A 22,514-nucleotide genomic window follows, 5' to 3' on the forward strand; every position below is an offset into this window, starting at 1 on the left:
AGCTTCAGTCCCGGCACGGATGCCTGGCCACACAGACATTGTCTGAACCGCAGCATCCATCCATCGCTCGCGATGGACGCTCCACACTTCCTGCACACGCTCGGCCTCCTCACGCGGTGATCTGCTCGCAACGGGACTTGCCCCCGCAGAGAGGCGCCCCTATGGGATGCACCTAGAAAAAACCCACACCCTTACAAGAGTGTGGGTTCTGGCTAGACGAACCCAGAACAAGTCAAAGAAGCAGGCCGTGATGCTTTAATTCAAGTGAGCCGCAGTGAGCAGGGCTTGATCGATCAGCAATTGAGCGGCATTGGTGTCATGGGCCCTGTATATCGCGTAAGTATGGTGACCTTCGGTCACCGTGGTGCCCGTGTTGCGCCACTCATTGGCCACCAGGTGCACAGTATCGTCGGCATCGCCAGTCAACTTCAGGGTGTGCACGCCGTTGCTTGCGGAGATTCCCAGCAAATCGTTGAGTGCGAGTGTCAATGTGTTGGCACCTGTGCCTGACAAATCAACGGTAGCCACGTTGTTGTGCATGGCCACGAAGCTCGATAAATCGAGGTACATGTTGGCACCCAACAGATTGATCTGTGCACCCAAACCAGTGACGGTCTCGGCAGAGTAAGCCAAATCGCTGAAGGCAAAGCCTGCATCTGAAACCAACACAGATGAACCATCTGTGGCCGTTGCGGTGGTTTGACCTGCTTCGGTCACGCCCGCAACGGGTGTGCGCACCACACCATCGCTGATGAGGTGAATCGACTCAAGCCCCAAGTCGTTCATGCTGTGCACCTCGCCTGCGTCTGACACGCCGTTTTGGTTGGCGTCTTGCCACACTTTGAACTCGGCAAACTTGGCGTCGGCAGCGTTGAACAAGCCGTCGTGGTTGGTGTCGAACGCATCGGCCAAACCTTCCAAGTCGGTGGCAGCGCGGGCATTGCCCAAGGCATCGAAGCGGTAGGTGGTGGCATATTGGGCAAAGGCATACTGGCTGTTGTTGTGGACCAGACCGTCTGCCAACTTGTCCCACACCAGCACACCGTCTTGTGCGCCAGCCCATGCGGGTTGGTCGAGGTGGCCATCACCGTTCACGTCCATGGCCACTTGGCCGTAGCTCAGCATGCCGTCACGGTTGAGGTCGATCACCACGGGGGCCACGTTCTGGTTGACCACCACGCCTGACTTCACGATCACTTGTGAAGCCGTTGCGGTATTTTGGTGGACCACATAGTTGCTTGAACCATCATTCACCGTGCCCGCGGTTGTCCAGCCACTGCCTTTGAGGTTCACGATGTCAATGCTGGTGCCGTCCACTACCACTTGGTGAAATTTAGTGGTGGCGCTCAGGGCTGTGCCTGCGGACACGTTGGTCCATGTCTTGCCGTCGTCGCTGGCGGTGCCGGTGTAGATACTGTTCAAGCCCGCCATGTCCTTGACGTCTCTGGCTGCGATGCTCAGCGTGTTGGCTGCGGTGTCGGTGGCCATGTCGATGCGCTCGATGCTGTGGATGCGGCTGGTGCCATCGTTGGCCATGGCGGCCACGTTGCTGATGGCCGTCATGTCCAGATTGGCACCCCCACTCAAGCGCAGCGTGTCAAAGCCACCGCCTCCATCCACACGCGCTTTGACAGAAGACGCCGTGTTGTTGGCCAGGTTGGTGATGTCTGAGGCTGTCTGCACAATGGTGTCGTTGCCGGCACCTGCACTGAAACGGTCCACACCGCCACCGCCCACCAGAGTGTCGTTGCCGATCGTGCCAATCACCAGCTCGCTTGCCAACATCCCCGTGCCCAGTGCCAAGGTGGTGTTCACATAGTTAGAAGTACCATAAACAATGTAAGCCTGACCTGTATTGCTTGCAGTTTTGGAACTGACAGCCAGATCGTCGTAACCGTCGCCATTCAGGTCACCCGCGTGGGTCACATGGAATCCAATGATTGCGCTTGCCACTTGACCATTCATTGCAAAGCCGCCAGAGCCTGCTGCAATGGCGCTCAAATCGACCGCTGTGCCCGAGGTTTTGCCAAAAACCACATAAGTGCGACCGACATTTGATATCGACGGAAGATCGCCGTTGGGCGCACTCACCAGCAAATCGGCCAAACCATCGCCGTTGATGTCGCCTGCATAAGAAACGCTCTCACCGCTCTTGTCAGACGCACATTGGCCGTTGATCACAAAACCACCACTGCCCGCTGCAATGGCCGAGATGTTCACAGCGGTCGTCCCCGTTTTACCGAACACCACATACGATTTACCCGCATCGGCACCGGCCACAGGGTCTGCGGTGTTTGCACCCACCACAAGGTCTGCTAGACCGTCACCGTTCACGTCGCCAGCGGTCGACACAGAATAAGCAAAGTTCTCGGCGATTTGACCATTGATGACAAAGCCCGCTGATGATGTGCCCGCCGTCATGGCCGTTGCATCCACACGGGCGGTGCCCGTCTGACCATAGATGACATAGGCACGGCCAGAATCTATACCGCCCACAATGATGTCGGCCAAGCCGTCGCCATTGACGTCTCCGGCTGCAGAAATGGTGTTGGCGCTGTTGTGAAGATCATATGCACCCGTGTCGAAGACAAAGCCGCCCGTGCCCGCTGCACCTGTCAATGCAGACAAGTTGACAGTGTTGCTGTTGGTTTTGCCGTACACCACATAGGCTCTAGACTGTTCAGAAATGAGCACGTCAGCAATGCCATCGCCATTCACATCACCCAAATAGTTGACATTGGTACCTGCATAGCTGTTGGCTACCCAACCCTGCATGACATAACCCTGCGTGCTGGTGCCTGAAGTCAAAGCAGACAAATTCACCGCGCTGCTGGTGGTCTTGCCATACACCACATACATGCTGCCGCTGTCTGTCAAACTGTTGGGGTCAGAACCAGGGGCACCCACCAGCAAATCTGACAAGCCGTCACCGTTCACATCGCCAGCAGCGGACACGCCATAACCTGCCTGGTCGTTGAACGATGGACCATTGATCAGGAAACCTTGGGTAAATGTGCCTGCAACCAATGCTGCCATATCCACCTGGGTAGGCAGACCGGTTGAAGAACCAAACAAGACATAAGCGCGGCCTGCATCCGCTGCGGAGGCATCCGCATAAGGTGCGCCCACGATCACATCGTCGTAGCCATCACCGTTCACATCCCCTGCAAACGACAGGGACTGACCCAGCTTATCGCCAACCGCTTGGCCCGTCATCGCGGCCGTGTTGATGACAATGTCAAACACGTCGCTGGCACTCAAGGCGCCATCGCTGGCAGTCACTTTGACCCGCAATGTGTTGGTGCCCACAGGGGGTGTGCCGCTCACAGTGAGTGTGCTGGAATTGAAGCTGAGCCAGCCCGGTTGTGTCGCGAGTGCATTGCCATTGGCATCGACCACAACCGCGGTGTAGGTGAGGCTGCTGCTGTCCACGTCGCTGAAGCTGGCTGCGGGCACGGTGTAACTCAGGGCCAAACCGACGTAGCCGATGGTGTCGGCAATGGCGTTGGCCACAATGGGCGCGTCGTTGGCACCGTTCACAGCCACCGTGAGGGTGGCGGTGCTGGTGAGGCCCCCTGAGTCTTTGATGGTGTAGGTGAACACGTCGTTCAGCGCGGTGCTGCTGATGTTCAAAGCTTGAACGGTGGCGTTGCTTTGGTTGACGGTGTAGGTGTAACTGCCATCTGCGCCGATGACCAAGGTGCCATAGTTGCCCACGATGCTTTGACCCGTGGCGCTGGTGGTGCCTGCACTGACCGTGGTAGTTGACCCTGTTGTTCCTTTGAGGATGGTGCTGACAAATTTCGTATCGCCATTGTCCACATCGGTGTCGTTGGCCAGCACGTTCAGGGCGCTGAAGCCGCTGCTGGTGGATGTGAGGGCTGCGCCTGCGGTGGCGTTGGCTGTGCCACCGGCTTCCTGGATGCTGGCGGTGTCGTTAACGCCGGTAACCGCTTCGTTGAGGTTGTTGACAGCCAAGGTCACCGCCTTCTCGCTGAAATTACCAGCGGCATCTGTGGCAACCACGGTGAAGGCGTAGCCAGGCTGGACTTCAAAGTCAGGTGACTCGGTCAACGTGACAGCGCCCGTGCTGCTGTTGATGCTGAACTTGGTCACGTCGCCCGTCGCAGCTTTGAGGCTGTAGGAGACGCTGGTGGCCATGGCAGGGCTGTTGAAGTCCGTATCTGTCGCTGCTGCGGTGTACACCAAGGTGTTGGCCGCAATGGTTTCGTTGATTGCTGTGGCTGTAGCAGCAGAGGTGATGGTGGGGGCCACTTCGTCTACGTTGGTGACATTCAAGGTCACAGCTTGGCTGCCCGCGTTGCCTTTGGCATCGGTGGCGACCACGTTGAAGCTGTAGCTTGTCTTGTTTTCGTAGTTGGACGCCGCATTGAGTTTGACTTGACCGGTGCTGCTGTCGATGGTGAGCAGGCTGGCATCAGTGCCCGTCAGGCTGTAGCTGATGCTGAGTGCGCCTTGTGGGTTGTAGTCGGTGTCCGTGGCCGTGGCGGTGTAGACCACCGCGGTGGCTGCCGTGTTTTCTGCCACGGTGGCGGTGGCAGCTGAGGTGATGGTGGGGGCCACTTCGTCGACGTTGGTGACATTCAAGGTCACAGCTTGGCTGCCCGCGTTGCCCTTGGCATCGGTGGCAAGCACGTTGAAGCTGTAGCTTGTCTTGTTTTCGTAGTTGGACGCCGCATTGAGTTTGACTTGACCGGTGCTGCTGTCGATGGTGAGCAGACTCGCATCTGTGCCTGTCAGGCTGTAGCTGATGCTGAGTGCGCCTTGTGGGTTGTAGTCGGTGTCCGAGGCCGTGGCGGTGTAGACCACAGAGGTTGCTGCTGTGTTTTCTGCCACCGTGGCGGCGGCACCTGAGTTGATGGTGGGGGCCACTTCGTCAATGTTGTTCAAGGCCAGGGTGACTGGTTTTGTCGTGGTGTTCCCCGCAAGATCGGTGGCGACCACAGAGAAGCTGTAGCTGGTTTTGGCCTCGTAGTTGGGAGAGTCTTTCAGCGTCACTTCGCCGGTGCTGGCGTTGATGATGAAGGCGCTCGCGTCCGTACCAGACAGGCTGTAGCTGACAGTGCCGCCGGTGTCAGTGGCGTTGGCGTCGTAAACAATCACTGAGGTGGCGATGTTTTCGTTTTGCGCTGTGGCCACGTCGGTGCCTGTGCTTGCAAAGGTGGGGGCGCTGATGTCAATGACGACGTTTTCAGCATCACTGCCACTCAGACCGAACTGGTTGACCACAGTGGCGGTGAAGTCTTGGCTGCCTGCGTTGGCTGCAATGGCATAAGCGCTCACTTGCGCTGCCGTGAGGGTGACCGAGAAGGTGTTGTTGCCACCAACGCCTGCCAACACAGTTGCCGTGGGTGCAGGTGACACACCAAAACCGTCCAAGGTGACGGTGGAGCCTACTTGCGCATTGGTCACACCCGTGATGGTGAGAGGTTGGCCCGCTTCTGCCGCGTTGAGGTAACCATCGGTGCTGATTTCATTCAGCGTGATGGTGGGGTTTGCCGTGTTGATGACCAGTTCAGCGTTGCTGATGTCAGTCTTGGTGACGCCGCCAGCGCTGACGCTGACCCCAACGTCGTAGGTGTTGCCGCTGGCGAGGGAGAGGGTACCGCTGCTGGGCGCAGCCGCGCCCGTGCCGCCAGTGACGAGTGACCACTGCTTTGTGATGGCGTCGTAGGTGATGCCTGCAGGCAAGTTGCCAATGGTGCCGCTGTAGGTGGCGCCGCCCACGCTGATGGTGAGTGTGTCGCCAGTTTCCAAGGCCATATAGGTAACGGGCGAGCCGGGTACAGATTTTTGTGCAAGGCCAGTCAACGTAGGCGTCAGGGTGCCTGAGTAGTTGTTCAACACGGTGGGGATGTCGGGCGTTGCCGTATTCACCACCATGCCATTGTTCATGTCTGTGGCCACTTTGCCGCCCGTGCTTTTGGCCGCAGCAATCACTTGGTAGGTGTTGCCGTGGTTGAGGGCGATGGCGTCGGTAACGCTGAGCGTGACGCTCCATGCACCACCAGTGCCAACGGTTGCCGTGTGGTTGGTGCCGTTGATGGTGACGGTGATGGTTTGACCTTCCAGATTGGTGCTGGTGCCGCTGATGATGGGGTTGGTGGTCACTGTTGTGGTGCTGGTTCCGCGCTCGCTGCCATCGTAGGTGCCGTTTAAACCACCTGCCAAGTCAGTCACTGTGTCGCCAGAAATGCTGCCGATGGTGATGGAGGGAGCGCTGGTGCTGATCGTCGCTGTGTAGGGTGAAGAAACCGGCCCGGCGTTGGCTGCTGTGTCAACCACCTTGGCGATGTAGCTCACTTGTTGAGCGTTGACCAATGTGCGGGTGTCTGCAAAGGTCCAGTTGGTGCCGCTGACGGTGGCGTTGCCCAGGTAGGTACTGCCGTCATAAACCTTCACCACTTCACCGCTGGCCAATGCGGCGCTGACCGTGCCTTTGAGGTTCAAACTGGTGTCATCGGTGTTGCCGCCTGAATCAACGGTGCCAGTGATCGCACCTTCGTTGTCCAGGATGTCGGTGATGACCACGGTTTGCGTGGGTGCGCTGCTGTCGATGGTGACCAGTTGTGATGCAGCAGCGCCGTAAGTGCTGCCTGCGCCTTGCACCCGCATTTGCACCGTGCTCGTGCTGGTGAGCGCTGAGTCTGCATAGCTGACGGCGGTGTTGCTGACGCTGGTGGTGATGTCGATCCAGTTCACGCCGTTGTCCCGCGAATACCACAGCCTTTGACCAGCGGTCAGCGTGGCGCTCAGCGTGCCACTGACGGTCAAGCCGTTGTTGTCGTTGGTGATGAAGTCACCCGCAGTGCCTGAGTCGTCGCTGATGGCCGTGATGCTCACGGTGGTGGATATGGTGCCCTCGAGCGTGTAGGCCTTGCTGGCAGTGATCGTGCCGGGGTTGCCGGACTTGTCGTGCGCGACCAAGGTGGCAGCGATGGTGGTGTCGGTGTCGCCGCTCAGGTCTGAACCAGAGACGGTAATGCTGTAGGCACCACTGGCGTTGACGGTGCCGCTGTAGCTCACGCCTTTGATGACGAGGCTGACCACATCACCTGTGGTGAAATCGCCACGGGCCGTGCCGGTGATGGTGACGCTGCCGCTGGCCTCGGTGTTGTTGACGATGTTGTCTGCGGTGACGGCATCCACGCTCAGGCTGGTTTTGCCGGCGGGTGGGTTGAGCGGGTTTTCAGTCGAGACCACGGGCTCAGGGCCTGTGGTGTCGATGGTGATGGGCAGCGGTGTGGGCGCGCTGGTGTTGCCAGCAGGGTCGGTGGCGGTGACGGTCAGGTTGTTCAGGCCTTCGGGTAGGGGCGTGGTGGGTGTGATGGCCCAAGTGCCGTCGGGGGCGACCACGGCGGTGCCGATGACCTTGTTTTGAGGGTCTTTGATGGTGATGACATCGCCGGGCGTGGCGCCTGAGCCGCTCAATGTGGGCGTTTTGTCGCTGGTGGTGCTGTCGCCTTTGGTGCCGCTGTCGCTGGTCGGGTCGAGCACGGCAGCCGGTGCATCTGGCGGTGTGGTGTCGATGGTCACGAGCTGCTTGGCGGCAACGCTGTAAGTACTACCTGCGCCTTGCACACGCATTTGCACGGTGTTCGTGCTGGTGAGTGCTGCGTCTGCGTAGCTGATGGCGGTGCCTGTGACGCTGGCGGTGATGTCTGTCCAGCTTACGCCGTTGTCCCGCGAGTACCACAGCTTTTGTCCAGCGGTCAGTGCAGTGCTCAGCGTGCCGCTGACGGTCAGGCCGTTGTTGTCCTTGGTGATGAAGTCACCCGCAGTGCCTGAGTCGTCGCTGATGGCCGTGATCTGCACGGTTATGCCCAACGGGGCGATGCCGACCACGATATCGAAGGTGTCGTCCGCTGTCAGGCTGCCATCGCTGGCAGTGACTTTGACGCTGATGGTGCCAGCCGCCGTGGGGGTGCCGCTGATGGTGCGTGTCGTTGCATCAAAGTTCAGGCCTTTGGTGGACAGGTCCGAGCCATCGGCCAGGGTGGCCGTGTAGGTGAGTGTGCTGCTGTCCACGTCCGTGAACGCGGTTGACGCGATCACATAGTCCGTCATTGCAGTGCCCGCTGTGGCGGTGGTGTCGGCAAGGGCGTTGGCCACAATGGGTGCGTCGTTCACAGGCGTCACATTGATCGTCAAGGTGTTGACTGTTGTACTCGTATCCACACCGCCATTGGTCGTGTCGCCGTTGTCTTGCACTTTGAAGCCAATGGTGGTGTAAGTGTTGCCGTTGGCGTTGGCTGCCGGGGCGTACAGGAGGTTGCCCAGTTCCGCCACTGCGATGCTTTGGTTGGCCGTCACGGCTGTGCCGCTGAGTTTGAGTGTGCCTGCGGTGGGCAGTGTGGTGATGATCACCGCTTGCAATGTGTTGGCCAGGGTGTCGCTGGCATCCATAAAACCAAAGTCAGAGGCTGCGAAGGTTTTGCTGCCGTCTTCGAGCACGGTGACTGTGCTGCTGGTGCCTGTGGGGGCATCGTTCACAGGCGTCACATTGATGGTCAAGGTGTTCGCCATCGCGCTGGTGTCCGCTCCGCCATTGGTAGCACCGCCGTTGTCTTGCACTTTGAAGCCAATGGTGGTGTAAGCGTTGCCGTTGGCGTTGGCTGCCGGGGCGTACACGAGGTTGCCCAGGTCCGACACAGCGATGCTTTGGTTCAAGGTTACGTCGGTGCCGTTGAGTTTGAGCGTGCCTGCGGTGGGCAGTGTGGTGATGATCACCGCTTGCAATGTGTTGGCTAGGGTGTCGCTGGTATCCGCAAAACCAAAGTCAGAGGCTGCAAAGGTTTTGCTGCCGTCTTCGAACACGGTGACTGTGCTGCTGGTGCCTGTTGGGGCATCGTTCACAGGCGTCACATTGATGGTCAAGGTGTTCGCCACCGTGCTGGTGTCCGCTCCGCCATTGGCCGTACCGCCGTTGTCTTGCACCTTGAAGCCAATGGTCGTGTAGCCCGCACCGTTGGCGTTGGCTGCCGGTGCGTACACGAGGTTGCCCAGGTCCGACACGGCGATGCTTTGGTTGGCCGTCACGGCTGTGCCGTTGAGTTTGAGCGTGCCTGCGGTGGGCAGTGTGGTGATGATCACCGCTTGCAATGCGTTGGAAGGGGTGTCGCTGGCATCCACAAAACCAAAGTCAGAGGCTGCGAAGGTTTTGCTGCCGTCTTCGAGCACGGTGATGGTGCTGCTGGTGCCTGTGGGGGCATCGTTCTCGGCCGTCACATTGATGGTCAAGGTGTTGGCTGTTGTGCTCGTATCTACACCGCCATTGGCTGTGCCGCCGTTGTCTTGCACTTTGAAACCAATGGAGGAGTAGGCCGCACCGCTGGCGTTGGCTGCTGGGGCAAACACGAGGTTGCCTATGCTGGCGGCTGCGATGCTTTGGCCCAGCGTCACAGCTGTGCCGTTGAGTTTGAGCGTGCCTGCGGTCGGCAGTGTGGTGATGATCACAGCGCTCAGTGCGTTGGCATTGGGTGCATCAGCAGTATCCGCAAATCCAAAGTCAGAGGCTGCAAAGGTTTTGCTGCCGTCTTCGAGCACGATGATGGTGCTGCTGGTGCCTGAGGGGGCTTCGTTCAGGTTGTTGATGGCGAGGGTGACGGCCTTTTCAGTGGTGTTGCCTGCGGCGTCTGTAGCCACCACGGTGAAGCCATAGCTGGCTTTGCTTTCGTAGTTGGGCGAGCCTGTGAGGGTGACCACACCGGTGTTGCTGTCGATGCCCATGCTGGCCGCGTCGCCTGTTCCAGCCTTGAAGCTGTAGGTGACGGTGTTGCTGTCGGTCACGTCCGCATCGTAGATGGCGGTGCCTGCCGCGATGTTTTCGTTTTGTGCTGTGGCCACTGCGCCCGAGGTAAAGCTTGGTCCGGTCACGTCAATGATGACGTCTTCGACATCCTTGCCAGTCAGACCAAACTGGTTCACCACAGAAGCGGTGACGTTTTTGCTGCCTGAGTTTGCAGCGATGGCGTAGGCGCTGACTTGCGCTGCCGTGAGCGTGAACGAGAATGTGTTGTGGGTACTGTCCACACCCGCCAGCACGGTTGCTGTAGGCGCAGGTGACACACCCAAGCCAGCCATTGTCACGGTGGCGCCTACTTGTGCATCAGTAAAGCCAGTGATGGTGAGGGGCTGGAGCGATTCGGCGGCGTTGATGTAGTTGTTGCTGATTTCGTTGAGCGTGATGCTTGGTTTGTCTGTGTTGATGTGCAGCTCGCCTGTGCTCACGTCAGTGTTTGTCACGCTGCCAGCTTTCACGGTCACGGCTACGTCGTAGGTGTTGCCCGTGGCCAAGCTGAGCGTGCCGCTGGTGGTCACGGCTGTATCGGTGTTGAGTGACCACTCATGTGTGGTGGTGTTGTAGGTGATGCCTGCAGGCAAGCTGCCGATGGTGCCGCTGTAGGTGGCGCCGCCAACGGTAACGGTGAGTGTGTCTCCAGATTCCAAGGCCATATAGGAAACGGGCGAGCCGGGTACAGCTTTTTGTGCAGAGCCGGATAAAGTGGGCGTGAGGGTGCCTGAGTAGTTATTCAACACGGTGGGGATGTCGGGCGTTGCCGTATTCACCACCATGCCGTTGTTCATGTCTGTGGCTACTTTGCCGCCCGTGCTTGTGGCCGCAGCAATCACTTGGTAGGTGTTGCCGTGGTTGAGGACGATGGCGTCGGTATCATTCAGCGTGACGCTCCAGGCCCCGCCTGCAGCAACGGTAGCCAGGTGGTTGGTGCCGTTGATGGTGACGGTGATGGTTTGACCCTCCAGGTTCGTACTGGTGCCGCTGATGACGGGCTTGGTGACCACGGTTGTGGTACCGGTTCCGCGCTCGCTGCCATCGAAGGTGCCGTTGAAACCACCTGCCAAGTCAGTCACTGTGTTGCCAGCAATGCTGCCGATGGTGATGGAGGGCACGCTGGTGATGATGGTGGCGCTGTATGCGTCGCTCGCGGCGCTTTCGTTGAACGCTGTGTCAGCCACTTTGGCGGTGTATCTGACAACGCTGTTGTTGCCCAGTGTGGTACGTAGATCGGTGAAGGTCCAGGTGGTGCTGCCGACCGATGCTGTGGCGTTGCCCACGTAGACACCGTTGTCGTACACCCGCACGGACTCGCCGGCAGCCAGTGCCGCACTCAAGCTGCCCGAAACGCCTGGCGATGTGTCGTCGGTGCTGCCGCCATTGGAAACGACGCCGGTGACGGGGCCTTCGTTGTCGTTGATGGCGGTGACAGCAGCCGTGGTGGCGGGCGCTGTGGTATCGACCACCACAAGCTGGGTGGCTTGGCCGCCTGTTGCACTGTTCAGGCGTGTGCCTGCGGGGTCCACGATGGTGGCGGTCAGGGTGTAGTTGGCCTCGCTTTGAGGGATTTCGTAGGCCCACGTCCAGGTGCCGTTTTGTGCGCCTGCACCCGAGGTGGTGGGTGTGACATATTGGGTGGCAACCACATCGCCGAATGCGTTGGTGAGGACGAGCTTGACCCAGTCACCGTTGTTGGTGAAGTTGGCCACGGTGCCGCTGTAGGTGAGCGTGGTGTCGCTGGTGTTGAAGTCGGTGGCATTGCCGCTGTCCGTGGTGATGGCGGTGATGGCGACGGTGGCGCTGTTGTTGGGGTCTGTGGTGTTGCTGTTGCTGGTGTGGATGACCAGCGTTTTGTCAACAGCGACTTTCACGGTATTGCCAGCCACATCCAGGATGGCGGCTTTGACGGTGTAGCTGCCATCGGCCAGTGTGTTGCCGGTGTTGTCCAAGGCCCAGTGGCCGGTGGCGTCGACGGTGACGTAGCTTTCGCGCACGAGTGTGGTGTCGTTGTAGATTTGCACGCGCACCACGTCGCCTTCTCCGCCATTGAGTTTGCTGAAGCTGGGTGCGCTGCCGTTTATGATGAGCTGGCTGTCGTGGGTCAACCAGTCGGTGGCGCTGACGCCAGAGTCTTCGGTGATGCTGTCGATGCTGAGGGCAACTGCGGCATTGGGGTCCACGTTACCGTTGCCGTTGTTGCTGCCACCGTAGTTGGTGCCGCTTACGGTGTCGATCACCAAGCTGTGGGTGACGGGGGGGCTGATTTCCACGCCCGTGTTGCTGGTGTAGACGGCGCGGATGGTGTAGCTGCCGTCGTCCAAGTTGGCTTTGTTGACGAGGTTGGCGCTGCCGCCGTCGGTGACGAATGTCCAGCCTGCATTGGCGCTGTTGTTGAGGTGCGCAGCGTAGCCGCTGCTGACCACTGAGCCGTCGCTGACCTTGATGACTTGCACCAGGATCTTGTCGGTGCCGCCCACGGTAAAGCCGTCGGTGGTGCCGCTGATGGTCAGCTGGTTGTCGTTGGTGATGAAGTCCGTGCTGCTCAGGCCTGAGTCGGTGCTGATGCTGCTGATGGCCAGCGTGGCGGAGGTCGGGGTGTTGCCACTGTGGATGACCAAGGCTTGCTCAGCTGCGGCTTTGACCACGTTGCCAGCGGCATCCATGATGGCTGCTTTGAGCGTGTAGTTGCCGTCGATCAGGGTCTGGAGGTGGTTGTCAAAACTCCAAGCGCCAGTGCTGCCGACATAGGTTTCGCCCACCACGTTGCCTTGTGTGTTGACGATTTGCACGCGCACTTGATCGCCCGCTGCGCCAGCTGTGGTGACAAAGCTGCTGGTGCCGCTGATGACGAGGGTGCCGTCGGCTGTGATGAAGTCAGACGCGCTGAAGCCGGTGTCGTCGGTGATGCCGGTGATGCTGACGGTGGCGCTGGTGGCGTTGGGGTCAACTTGTGCGGCGCCATTGCCGTCGGGGTTGCCGGGGTTGCTGCCGTTGTTGGTGCCGCCTTGGTTGGTGTCAATCACCAAGGCTTGCGGTGTGCCTGCTTTGACGGTGTTGCCAGCGGCGTCCACGATGTCGGCCTGGATGCTGTATTTGCCGTCAGCCAAAGCGTTGGCTTTGTTGTCGATGGACCAGTTGCCTGAGGTGTCCGGGGTGACGTATTGCTGCGCTACAACCCCTTTGTTGCTGTCCAGAATTTGCACACGCACTTTGTCGAGCGCACCCGCACCGGTGGCGCTGAAGCCCACGGTGGTGCCCTGGATGATGAGGGTGTTGTCGTTGGTGATGAAGTCGGTGCTGCTGCTGCCGCTGTCGATGGAGCCGTTGGCGGTGTCGTGGATGCTGGTGACGCTGACGCCTGCGGCGTTGTTGGGGTCAGTGGCGCCGCTGCCGTTGCTGCCGTTGTTTCCACCGAAGTTGGTGCCGCTTTGGGTGTCCACCACCAGGGCGTGTGTGGCGGCTGTGCCGGTGACTTCAACGCCTGCAATGCTGGTGAGTACGGCGCGGAGGGTGTAGCTGCCATCAGTCAGGCTGGCGGCGACGATGTTGTTTGTGGTGGTGTCTGGCAAGAAAGACCACTTGCCTGCGCTGTCAACACTGGCGTAGCCCGAGGCCACGACGGTGCTGCCGCTGAGGACTTGAACCAACACTTTGTGGGTGTTGGCATCGTAGCCATGGGTGGTCCCGTTGATGGTGAGGGTGTTGTCCTTGGTGATGAAGTCGGTGGCGTCATCACCTGTGTCGTCGCTGATGCTGGCGATGCTGACCGAGGCGTTGGTGGGCGCGGCGGTGTTGCTGATGACCAGGGGCTGGTCGGTGCCTGCTTTGACGATGTTGCCCGCTTTGTCCACGATGGCGTTGCGAAGGGTGTAGCTGCCGTCGGGCAGACTGGTGCCCGATGCGTCAGCTGTCCATGCGCCTGTGTTGTCAAGTGTGACGTATTTTTCGGCCACGACTTTACCGGTGCTGTCTACGACTTGTACGCGCACTTTGTCGCCCGTGCTGCCGTTGGTGGCTGTGAAGTTGGCGGTGTTGCCGTGGATCACCAGGCTGCGATCGCTGGTGATGAAATCGGCGGTGCTGAAGCCGGTGTCATCGGTGATGCGGGTCACGCCGACGGTGACGGTGCTGCCCCCATTCAAGTCGGTGCTGCTGATGTTGGCGCCGCTGAAGTTGCCGGGATTGCTGGAGACGTCGGTGCCGCCTTTGTTGCTGTCGATGACCAGGGTTTGCGTGGCTGCGTTGCCTTTGACGGTTCCCCCTGTCAGGTCGACGATGTCTACTTGGATGGTGTAGACGCCATCCGCCAGGTTGTTGGCCTGGTTGTTCATGGCCCATTTGCCGGTGCTGTCGGGGATGACGTATTGGGTGGCGACGATGCGCTTGGCGCTGTCAACGAGGGTAACCAGCAGTTGGTCGCCCGCAGCAGCACCCGCACTGCTGAGGCTGGTGGTGCCCTGGATGGTCAGACTGTTGTCGTTGGTGACGAAGTCGTTACTGAGTTCACCGCTGTCGATGGAGCCGTTGGCTGCGTCGTGGATGGTGGTGATGGAGACAGTGGCTGTGGTGTTGAGATCGGTGCCGCCCCCGCCGTTGCTGCCGTTGTCAGGGTTGATGTCTGCGCTGTTGTCCACGATAAGGGTTTGCGTGGCTTGGCCGGCTGCACCGGTGTTGACCTGATTACCGGCCATGTCCACGATGGTGGCGCGGATGGTGTATTTGCCGTTGCTCAAAACCGGGTTGGTGGGGGTGATGAGGGATTTGTCGAGCGTCCAGGTGCCGTTGCCGTTGTTCAGGTTGGTGACATCAACGTAGGAGGTGAACACGGTACCCGTGGAGCCGATCAGTTCGAGCTTGACTTTGTCGCTGTAGAAACCATTGACGGATCTTGTGAAACCCGTGACTGTGCCGCTGTAGGTGAGTGTGGTGTCTTGGGTGACGAAGTCATTGGCGCCAGGGCCGGTGTCGTCGCTGATGTTGGTGATGGCCACCGTGGCTGCAGTGTTCGAGTCGGTCTGGGGTGTACCACTGGCGTTGTTGTGGTCGGTGTTGGTGCTGTGACTGGTGTCGATGGTGACGATTTGGTTGGCTTGGCCAGTGGCGCTTGTGTTGACACGGTTGTCTGCTGGGTCCACCACGGTGGCCACGACGGTGTAGTTGCCATCGGCCCGGTTGGTGTTGGTGTCGATCCACGACCAGGCGTTGTTGACGGGGGTGACGTAGGCGGTGTTGACGACGATGCCGGCCGCGTTTTTGATTTCAACCTTGATGACGTCGCCGTTGGCGGTGAATCCTGAGACGGTGCCGCTGTAGGTGAGGCTGTTGTCAGAGGTGATGAAGTCGCTGCCGCTGACGCCGCTGTCGGTGCTGATGGCGTCGACTGTGACGATGGCGCTGGTGTTGGCGTCGGTCGCGCCGCTGGGCTGGATGTTTCCGCCGTCGGTGTCGATGGTGATGGGCAGCTTTGTTTCGGAACTGGTGTTGCCAGCCGGGTCGGTGGCGGTGACGGCCAGTTTGTTCAGGCCGTCAGGCAGCGGTGCGGTGGGCGTGACGGACCAGGTGCCGTCGGCTGCGACGACAGCGGTTCCGATGACCTTGTTTTGGAGGTCTTTGATGGTGATGACATCTCCGGGCGTGGCGCCTGCGCCACTGAGCGTGGGCGTGTTGTCGTTGGTGGTGTTGTCACCTTTGGTACCGCTGTCGCTGGTCGGGTCGAGCACGGCCGCAGGTGCTGCGGGCGGCGTGGTATCGATGGTGATGGGCAGCGCTGTGGGTGCGCTGGTGTTGCCCGCCAGATCGGTGGCAGTCACCGCCAAGTTGATCTGACCATCAGGCAGCGCAGTGGTGGGCGTGATGGCCCAGGTGCCGTTGGCCGCGACCACGGCGGTGCCGATGACGTTGCTTTGTGCGTCTTTGATGGTGATGGTGTCACCGGGTGTGGCGCCAGCGCCGGAGAGCGTGGGCGTGTTGTCGCTGGTGGTGCTGTCGAGCAGCTTGCCGCTGTCGCTGGTCGGGTCGAGCACGGCAGCCGGTGCGGCGGGGCCTGTGGTGTCGATGGTGATGGACAGCGCAGTGGGTGCGCTGGTATTGCCAGCAGAGTCGGTGGCAGTCACCGCCAAGTTGATCAGGCCACCAGGCAGCGCAGTGGTGGGTGTGACGGCCCAGGTGCCGTTGGGGGCAACCACGGCGGTACCGATGACGTTGCTTTGTGCGTCTTTGATGGTGATGGTGTCACCGGGTGTGGCGCCAGTGCCAGATAGCGTTGGCGTGTTGTCGTTGGTGGTGCTGTCGAGCAGCTTGCCGCTGTCGCTGATGGGGTCGAGCACGGCAGCCGGTGCGGCGGGTGCCGTGGTGTCGATGGTGATGGGCAGCGGGGTCGGTGCGCTGGTGTTGCCTGCCGGGTCGGTGGCAGTCACCGCCAGGTTGATCAGGCCGTCTGGCAAGGCTGTTGTTGGCGTGATGGCCCAGGTGCCGTTGGCCGCGACGACGGCGGTTCCGAAGATGTTGCCTTGCGGGTCTTTAATGGAGATGGTGTCACCAGGCTTGCCGGTGCCAGACAAGGTGGGTGTGCTGTCGTTGGTTTTGCCGTCGCCCACGGTGCCGCTGTCGCTATTCAGTGCAATGGCGGCAGTGGGTGGGGTGGGCAATGCGTGGACAGCGGCAGCGGGCTGGACCAGGCCGTCGGTACCGGTGAAGGTGATGGGTTTGTTGCTGGTGGGGATTTGTTCGGCGGTCAACTTCACAATGAAGGTGCCGGTGGTGTCGGCCACGGCGTTGACTGTGTCGCCGTTGGGCAGTTTGACGGTGACGGTGCTGCCAGGCAGCGCAGCGCCCGTGAGCACAGCACCGGTAGGGGTCACGGTTTGTTTAACGATGGTCACGTCACCGAGCAGCCAGCGGTTGAGCGGGGTGTCGATGGTGAAGGTGTTTTCTGGATTGGTGCCGTTGACGGCTTTGAGGGCGTCCAACGCGACCACGCGCCCTGAATCGACCAAGGCGGCACCCGCAGTGGTCAGGGTGCCACTGGGCTGGATCTGGCCTTGCAGGGCTGTCAAGCTGGCGTCGATGCTGCCTTTGACGCTGTCCAGGCCCGAGAGTTTGGCCAGCACGAGGCCGTATTTTTCTGCGTCGGTGAGGATGACGACACCATCGGCGTTGTAGCGGTTGGTGGCGGTGAAGCTGGTGCTGTTGGTGATGGTCGGTTGAGCGGTGATGTCCACCCCGGCCATGCCCAGCGCAGAGGCGACGTTGGTGTTGGCGGTGACGATGTTCTTGACGCTGGCGGGGACGGTGTCGGTGACGCCTGCGGTGCGCACGGCCAGCTCTGTCACGGGGGTGATGTAGATGGTCAAGACCGAGTTGAGGTCGTCGGCCACCTTGAAGTTGGGCTGGCCGACTTCGGCCACGCCTTGGGCGCGCAGGGTGGTGTCAAACGATTTGCCTGATGAGGTGACTTCGTCGATGTAGTTGATGGCGGTGCCATTGATGTCAACGACTTTGACCAGGACAGTGCCCCTGTAGTCTTGTCTGTTGGCGATGTCGATGCGCCAGGTGCCGTCAGAGGCCAGCGTGGTCTGGCCCATGAGGGTGCCGGTGTTGTCGTAGACGTAGACAGTGGCGCCGCCGTTGGCATTGGTGACGACGGGGTTATCGGTGACGTCTGGGGTGATGAGTGTGACCGACGGTGTAGTGACCAGACCGGCGTAGACACCGCCCTGGATAACAAGCACACCCACCGCTTCGATGGTGATGGGCAGCGTGGTGGGTGCGCTGCTGTTGCCTGCGGGGTTGGTTTCAATGACGCTGAGGTTGTTGATGCCCAGCGGCAGGGGGTTGACGGGTGTGGCCTCCCAGGTGCCGTTGGGCGCGACGATGGCGGTGGCAATGACGTTGCCCTGTGGGTCTTTGATGGTGATGGTGTCGCCAGGCGTGCCGCTGCCGCTCAGGGTCGGCGTGTTGTCGGTGGTGATCTTGTCGCCTTTGGCGCCCGTGTCGCTGCTGGTGTCAAGCCGGGCGACGGGGGCTGAGGGGGCGATGGTGTTTTTTGCAGCATCAGCGACAACCGCGCCTGCTGCGACCAGACCAAAGCCTGCAAGCAAAGGGTTGAATGCAGTCAGAGCCACACCCACAAAAGCCCCCGTGCCACTGACTTCGATGCCGCCCAAGGCTTGCTCGACGGCCTCGCTGCCGTCCTTCAAGCGCCCGATGAGACCTTCTTCGTTCGGGTCTTGTGTCAAGTATTCGTAGTAATTGCCGTTTTCCGCCTGACCCACGATGCCGTTGAAGCCCTCAGAATTGACTTCGTAATAGTCCTCAATGATCAAGTCTGCTTCGATACTGCCTGTGAACAGGACGTGCAAGTGCTTGCCTACCCGCTTGACCTGGATGCTTTCTGGCGCCAAGCCCTGTCCTTTGCCCTCTTCTTGCAACTGGTACTTGTCGCCTGCAATGGCTTTGATGCGTTGTACTTTGCCTTTGTTGGCAGCACCTTGTTCAACCTCCACGACCTGGTTGCTGTCGGCTCGTGCTGTTTTGATCAGAACTTTGAATTTGTTTGTCATTTGGGTGTCTCTTTGAGGGGGGGCTTCATGACTTGACCCATGCGCTGGCGTCATTCGCCCGCGCATGCCTTGTCACTGATGGATGAACGTGTCGTTTTCAGATCTGTGGAGGCGTCAAGGCTTCAGCGCATGACGCCACTGATCACGACCTTGACCCGCCTGTTGGGGGCGTTGCAGGCAATGTCCTCGGCTTTCGCTTGACGCCCGCAAGTGGCAATGACCAGGGCTTTGGAGCCTCGGCCTTCCGACGTGATGCGGGTCGTATGAAGTCCGTTTTCTTTGAGGTACTCGCGCACAGTTTCTGCTCTGTCACCGGCCAAGCGATCGTTGACTTGTTCCTCACCAATCGGGTCTGCATAGCCGAGCACATGAATGTGTTCAATGCTGCTGTAGTTGGCCTTGACGTTGGCAATCAAGTTGTCCAATGCAATGCGTCCCTGAGCTCCCAGCGCTTTACGGTCATAACCTGCAAACTCAAACAAAGCGTCTGCACCCCATGTGATGTTTTGCACCGATACGCTTGCCGGAGCCGTTGGGGTGACTGGCTGTGGTGTTGGTGTTGGTGCCACTTCGTTTGTGGCCGCCACCTGAGCTGCGGTGCTGTTGCACGTTTGCACGGGCACGACGCGAGAGAGGGTATGAATTTGCGCTCGACTTGTGGTCAGCTCTGCCAGGGCCTCTTGCTCTTTGACCGGCTGAATCACCTGGATGTTTTGGTCCTCAATGACTCGGATGTATTGGTTGCGCCCACCTTGCATCTCGAGGGCACTGGTGCTGTCCAGGTTGGTTTTGCTCGGCGCACCCACCATGACGGCTTTGATCCCAACAGTCCCAATGCCCGGACTGACGCACAAGCTGGTGTAGGCGTTACGTGCCAGTGTTGCGTGGTACATGCCGTTGAAGTAAACGGTGGCGCCGCCTTTGAAATTGGATGTCGCTGATCTGTAAAAAATCAAGCGGGTTTTCTGCTTGTCGACAGGGCCAGGTGTTTCAAACGCGTTTCCCATTTCGAATGGGTGGCTTGTGCTGTCGGCTCGGCTGATGCTGGTCACAGGCGAAATTTGCGCATGAACCCAAGGCGACATCAGCACACCAGGAATGACTAAGAACCAACCTAAAGCAATGCGAATGCTTGATAGTTTTGATTCTTTTTTTAATGAATTTATGTTTTTCATTTGATAATATTCCTTAAAAATGGTTTAAATATTTCGTTCAATTCAGTTGTTTTTGCTGATAATCATTTTTAAATTGTCAAATTTAAGCATTTTTAACTCATTATTGTGGCAATTGTATTATTGAATATCCTTAATTACCTATAAAGTTACTATGAATTACAAATTTGTTGTGCTTGAGAGTGAAAAAAATTATTTTTAAATACCATTTTTATTAATAAAACTAAATTTTTATTAAAAATTAATTTAATTTCAAGGAAATTCAATCAATTTTTTGACAATATTTCTATTTGTATCGATACAGAAGACACGAGATAAGAAGCACTCGAGCAGATGCAAGAGAATCACAAGCAAGTAAAGAGGTGGCACAAAAAGGCCTCAAGGTGATGCAAATCGTGTCAGTGACGGGCTTGAGTTACCCGACCGTGCACGGGGTGATTGACCGCTTTGAGGTCGGTGGCTATGCGGCTATTCGCCCGGCCTTGCGTGGAAGCATTCGAAGAGATGGACGCGTGCTCAGCGCGACTCAGGATGAAACTATTCAGCGACTGATCATCGACAAGCGGCCCGAACAACAGAAGATGAATCTCAGCCTGTGAAGCAGGGCCGCAGTGGGGCACTCATAGAGCAGGAATTTGTTGTCTGACTGCAAGTCGCCCAGGATCGGTAATTGCCTGGTACGTTGTGAAATTACCCCGGCAAGGCCCATCAAAAATGCCTGCGAACAACGCTCCGAGTCAGTTCGGAAATGGGTGGGGCAAGAGTAACCCGGCATTGAGCAGCACGCAGGGCGAGAGGGTGCGGAGCTCCGTAAATGACCTTGCTGGTTGGAGTTCTGAGTTTCAGCTTCGCCGAATGGCATTTCAACTGCGGAGCAGGTTTTCAGCTCGGGGCTGAAGCAGCCGATCTACAACAAGACCCTGTCAGTCGGCACTTTCAGGTCTGACGTTGTTGCACTCTGGTGCAGACCTCATGTTGGGGCTGAAGCCGCAGACCTACAGAGCCCCCCGCAGGTTGGCGCTATAGCTGCGGTGTTGTGAGCTTCGGCGCTGACCGAGGCCCCAAAAAAAGAGCCCGCATCAGCGGGCTCAATTCTTTGTGGGGAAGTAATCAGCGACCGAAACCGCCACGGCCACCGCCGCCGCCAAAACCTCGGCCCCCGCCGCCGTTGCCACCGCCGTAACCACCACCGCCGCCGCCGCCGCCATGGCGGCGGTTGCCGCTGGCCAGGCTGTCAATGCTGGTGCGTGTGGGGTCGGGTTGGCCGCTGGTGCGCACTGGCTTGCGGTTGGGCAAGTCCAGGCGCGCGAATTGCGTGGTTTTCAGTGGGTCAATGTGACGTGGCAACTCATCGCCATCGCCACGGCGGCGGTCTTGACCGCCTTGGCCACCACCACGGTTGGCGTTAGGGCCACGGCCTTCAGGACGTGGACCATTGTTGCGTGGGCCGTTGCGGCCTTCGCCCCGGTTGTCGAATCGCGCTTCACCGCGTGGCTCGCCACGACCACCTTGAAAGCCACCGCCTTCGCGGCGACCTTGACCTTCACCTTGGCCTTCAAAGCGGGCGTCGCCTTGCGGGGCATTGCGACGCGAGGGGGCCGGACCGTTGCGTGAAGGACGGGGTTGACCCTGGCCTTCGGCGCGTGGCTGACGTTGACCCTGGCCACCACCACCAGAGACTTTGTTGTCACGGATGCGTTGCATCATGTCCTGGCGCGCCGCTTTGGCAGCTGCAGCCATCACATCGCGGCCTGGGGGCTTGCCTGCGCCGCCCCACAAGGTTTGTCGACCCATGGCGATGGGCTCGGCAATTTCGCCTGGCTCGGGGCCAAAACCTTCGAGCAGTTGCACTGGAATCTCTTGCTTGGTGAAGCGCTCGATGTCCATCATGAAGCCTTCTTCGTCCAGACACACCAGGCTCACGGCCTCGCCGCTGGCACCGGCGCGGCCGGTACGGCCAATGCGGTGCACGTAGTCTTCGGAAACGTTCGGGATTTCAAAGTTCACGACGTGTGGCAAGTCTTCGATGTCGATACCCCGCGCGGCAATGTCGGTGGCCACCAGGGCGCGGATGTCGCCGCTCTTGAAGCCAGCCAGCGCCTGCGTGCGGGCAGTCTGGCTCTTGTTGCCGTGCAGGGCCATGGCTTTCACGCCGTTTTTGGTCAGGAAGTCGGCCACGTTGTTGGCGCCAAACTTGGTGCGTGTGAACACCAGCACCTGGCTCCAGTCGTGCTTTTGGATGATGTGCAGCAGCACGTCTTTTTTCTTGCTGCGGCCCACGGGGTGGATCACTTGTGTGATGCGCTGCACCGTGGTGTTGCTGGGTGTGACCTGAATGCTTTGCGGGTTCTTGAGCAGATTGCCCGCCAACTCGCGGATCTCGTCGCTGAAGGTGGCCGAGAACAGCAGGCTTTGCTTGTCTTTGGGCACCAGGGCCAGCACTTTTTTCACGTCGTGGATGAAGCCCATGTCCAGCATGCGGTCGGCTTCGTCAAGCACCAGAATTTCAATGCTGGACAAGTCCAGGAAACCCTGGCCTTGCAGGTCGAGCAAACGGCCCGGTGTGGCCACCAGAATGTCCACGCCTTTTTTGATCTTGCTGATTTGCGGGTTCATGCCCACGCCACCAAAGATCACGGTGGAGTCGAGCTTGAGGTATTTACCGTAGTCGCGCACCGATTCTTCGACCTGGGCGGCCAATTCGCGGGTGGGGGTGAGCACCAAAGCGCGGATGGCTTTGCCGCCAAAGCGGTTTTGGCCGGGTTCGCTCAGGCTCAGCTTGTGCAGCAAAGGCAAGGTGAAGGCAGCGGTTTTGCCGGTGCCGGTTTGGGCCCCTGCCAGCAAGTCTTGTCCGGCCAGAACGGCGGGGATGGCTTGGGCCTGGATGGGCGTGGGGTTCTCGTAGCCGAGCTCGCGCACAGCTTGCATGATGGCCGGGGCCAGGTTCAATTCTTCAAAGTTCAT

At 59.3% G+C, this 22,514-nt stretch carries 5 protein-coding genes; 2 read left to right on the plus strand and 3 right to left on the minus strand.

All coding sequences use genetic code 11. The features are described 5' to 3' along the window. Nucleotides 1–255 precede the first annotated feature (255 nt). Nucleotides 256–18,378 (minus strand): Ig-like domain-containing protein, encoded by an 18,123-nt coding sequence (locus tag B9Z51_RS13115; protein WP_158272889.1) that lies wholly within the window; start codon nucleotides 18,376–18,378, stop codon nucleotides 256–258. A 122-nt stretch (nucleotides 18,379–18,500) separates the two neighbouring features. Next, a complete protein-coding gene (locus B9Z51_RS13120; RefSeq protein WP_158272890.1) occupies nucleotides 18,501–19,334 on the minus strand; it encodes an OmpA family protein in 834 nt (277 codons plus the stop codon). Nucleotides 19,335–19,936: 602 nt separating this feature from the next. On the opposite strand from B9Z51_RS13120, the gene B9Z51_RS13125 reads away from it, so the two are divergent. Together B9Z51_RS13125 and B9Z51_RS18980 are read left to right on the plus strand one after the other, a co-directional pair. Then, nucleotides 19,937–20,149, plus strand: coding sequence for a helix-turn-helix domain-containing protein (locus tag B9Z51_RS13125; RefSeq protein WP_108375434.1), 213 nt, complete (start codon nucleotides 19,937–19,939; stop codon nucleotides 20,147–20,149). A gap of 215 nt (nucleotides 20,150–20,364) precedes the next feature. Beyond that, nucleotides 20,365–20,496 (plus strand): hypothetical protein, encoded by a 132-nt coding sequence (locus tag B9Z51_RS18980; RefSeq protein WP_255419313.1) that lies wholly within the window; start codon nucleotides 20,365–20,367, stop codon nucleotides 20,494–20,496. 164 nt (nucleotides 20,497–20,660) lie between these two features. On the opposite strand, the gene B9Z51_RS13130 is transcribed toward B9Z51_RS18980, so the two are convergent. Continuing rightward, a complete protein-coding gene (locus B9Z51_RS13130) occupies nucleotides 20,661–22,514 on the minus strand; it encodes a DEAD/DEAH box helicase (RefSeq protein ID WP_108375436.1) in 1,854 nt (617 codons plus the stop codon).

It is taken from the genome of Limnohabitans sp. T6-5, from assembly GCF_003063315.1.
Classification (GTDB): Bacteria; Pseudomonadota; Gammaproteobacteria; order Burkholderiales; family Burkholderiaceae_C; genus Limnohabitans_A.

Coding starts and splice junctions, on each gene's coding strand:
- B9Z51_RS13115 (WP_158272889.1), bottom strand. CDS start 18,378: ATGACAAACAAATTCAAAGTTCTGATCAAAACAGCACGAGCCGACAGC.
- B9Z51_RS13125 (WP_108375434.1), top strand. CDS start 19,937: ATGCAAATCGTGTCAGTGACGGGCTTGAGTTACCCGACCGTGCACGGG.
- B9Z51_RS18980 (WP_255419313.1), top strand. CDS start 20,365: ATGACCTTGCTGGTTGGAGTTCTGAGTTTCAGCTTCGCCGAATGGCAT.
- B9Z51_RS13130 (WP_108375436.1), bottom strand. CDS start 22,514: ATGAACTTTGAAGAATTGAACCTGGCCCCGGCCATCATGCAAGCTGTG.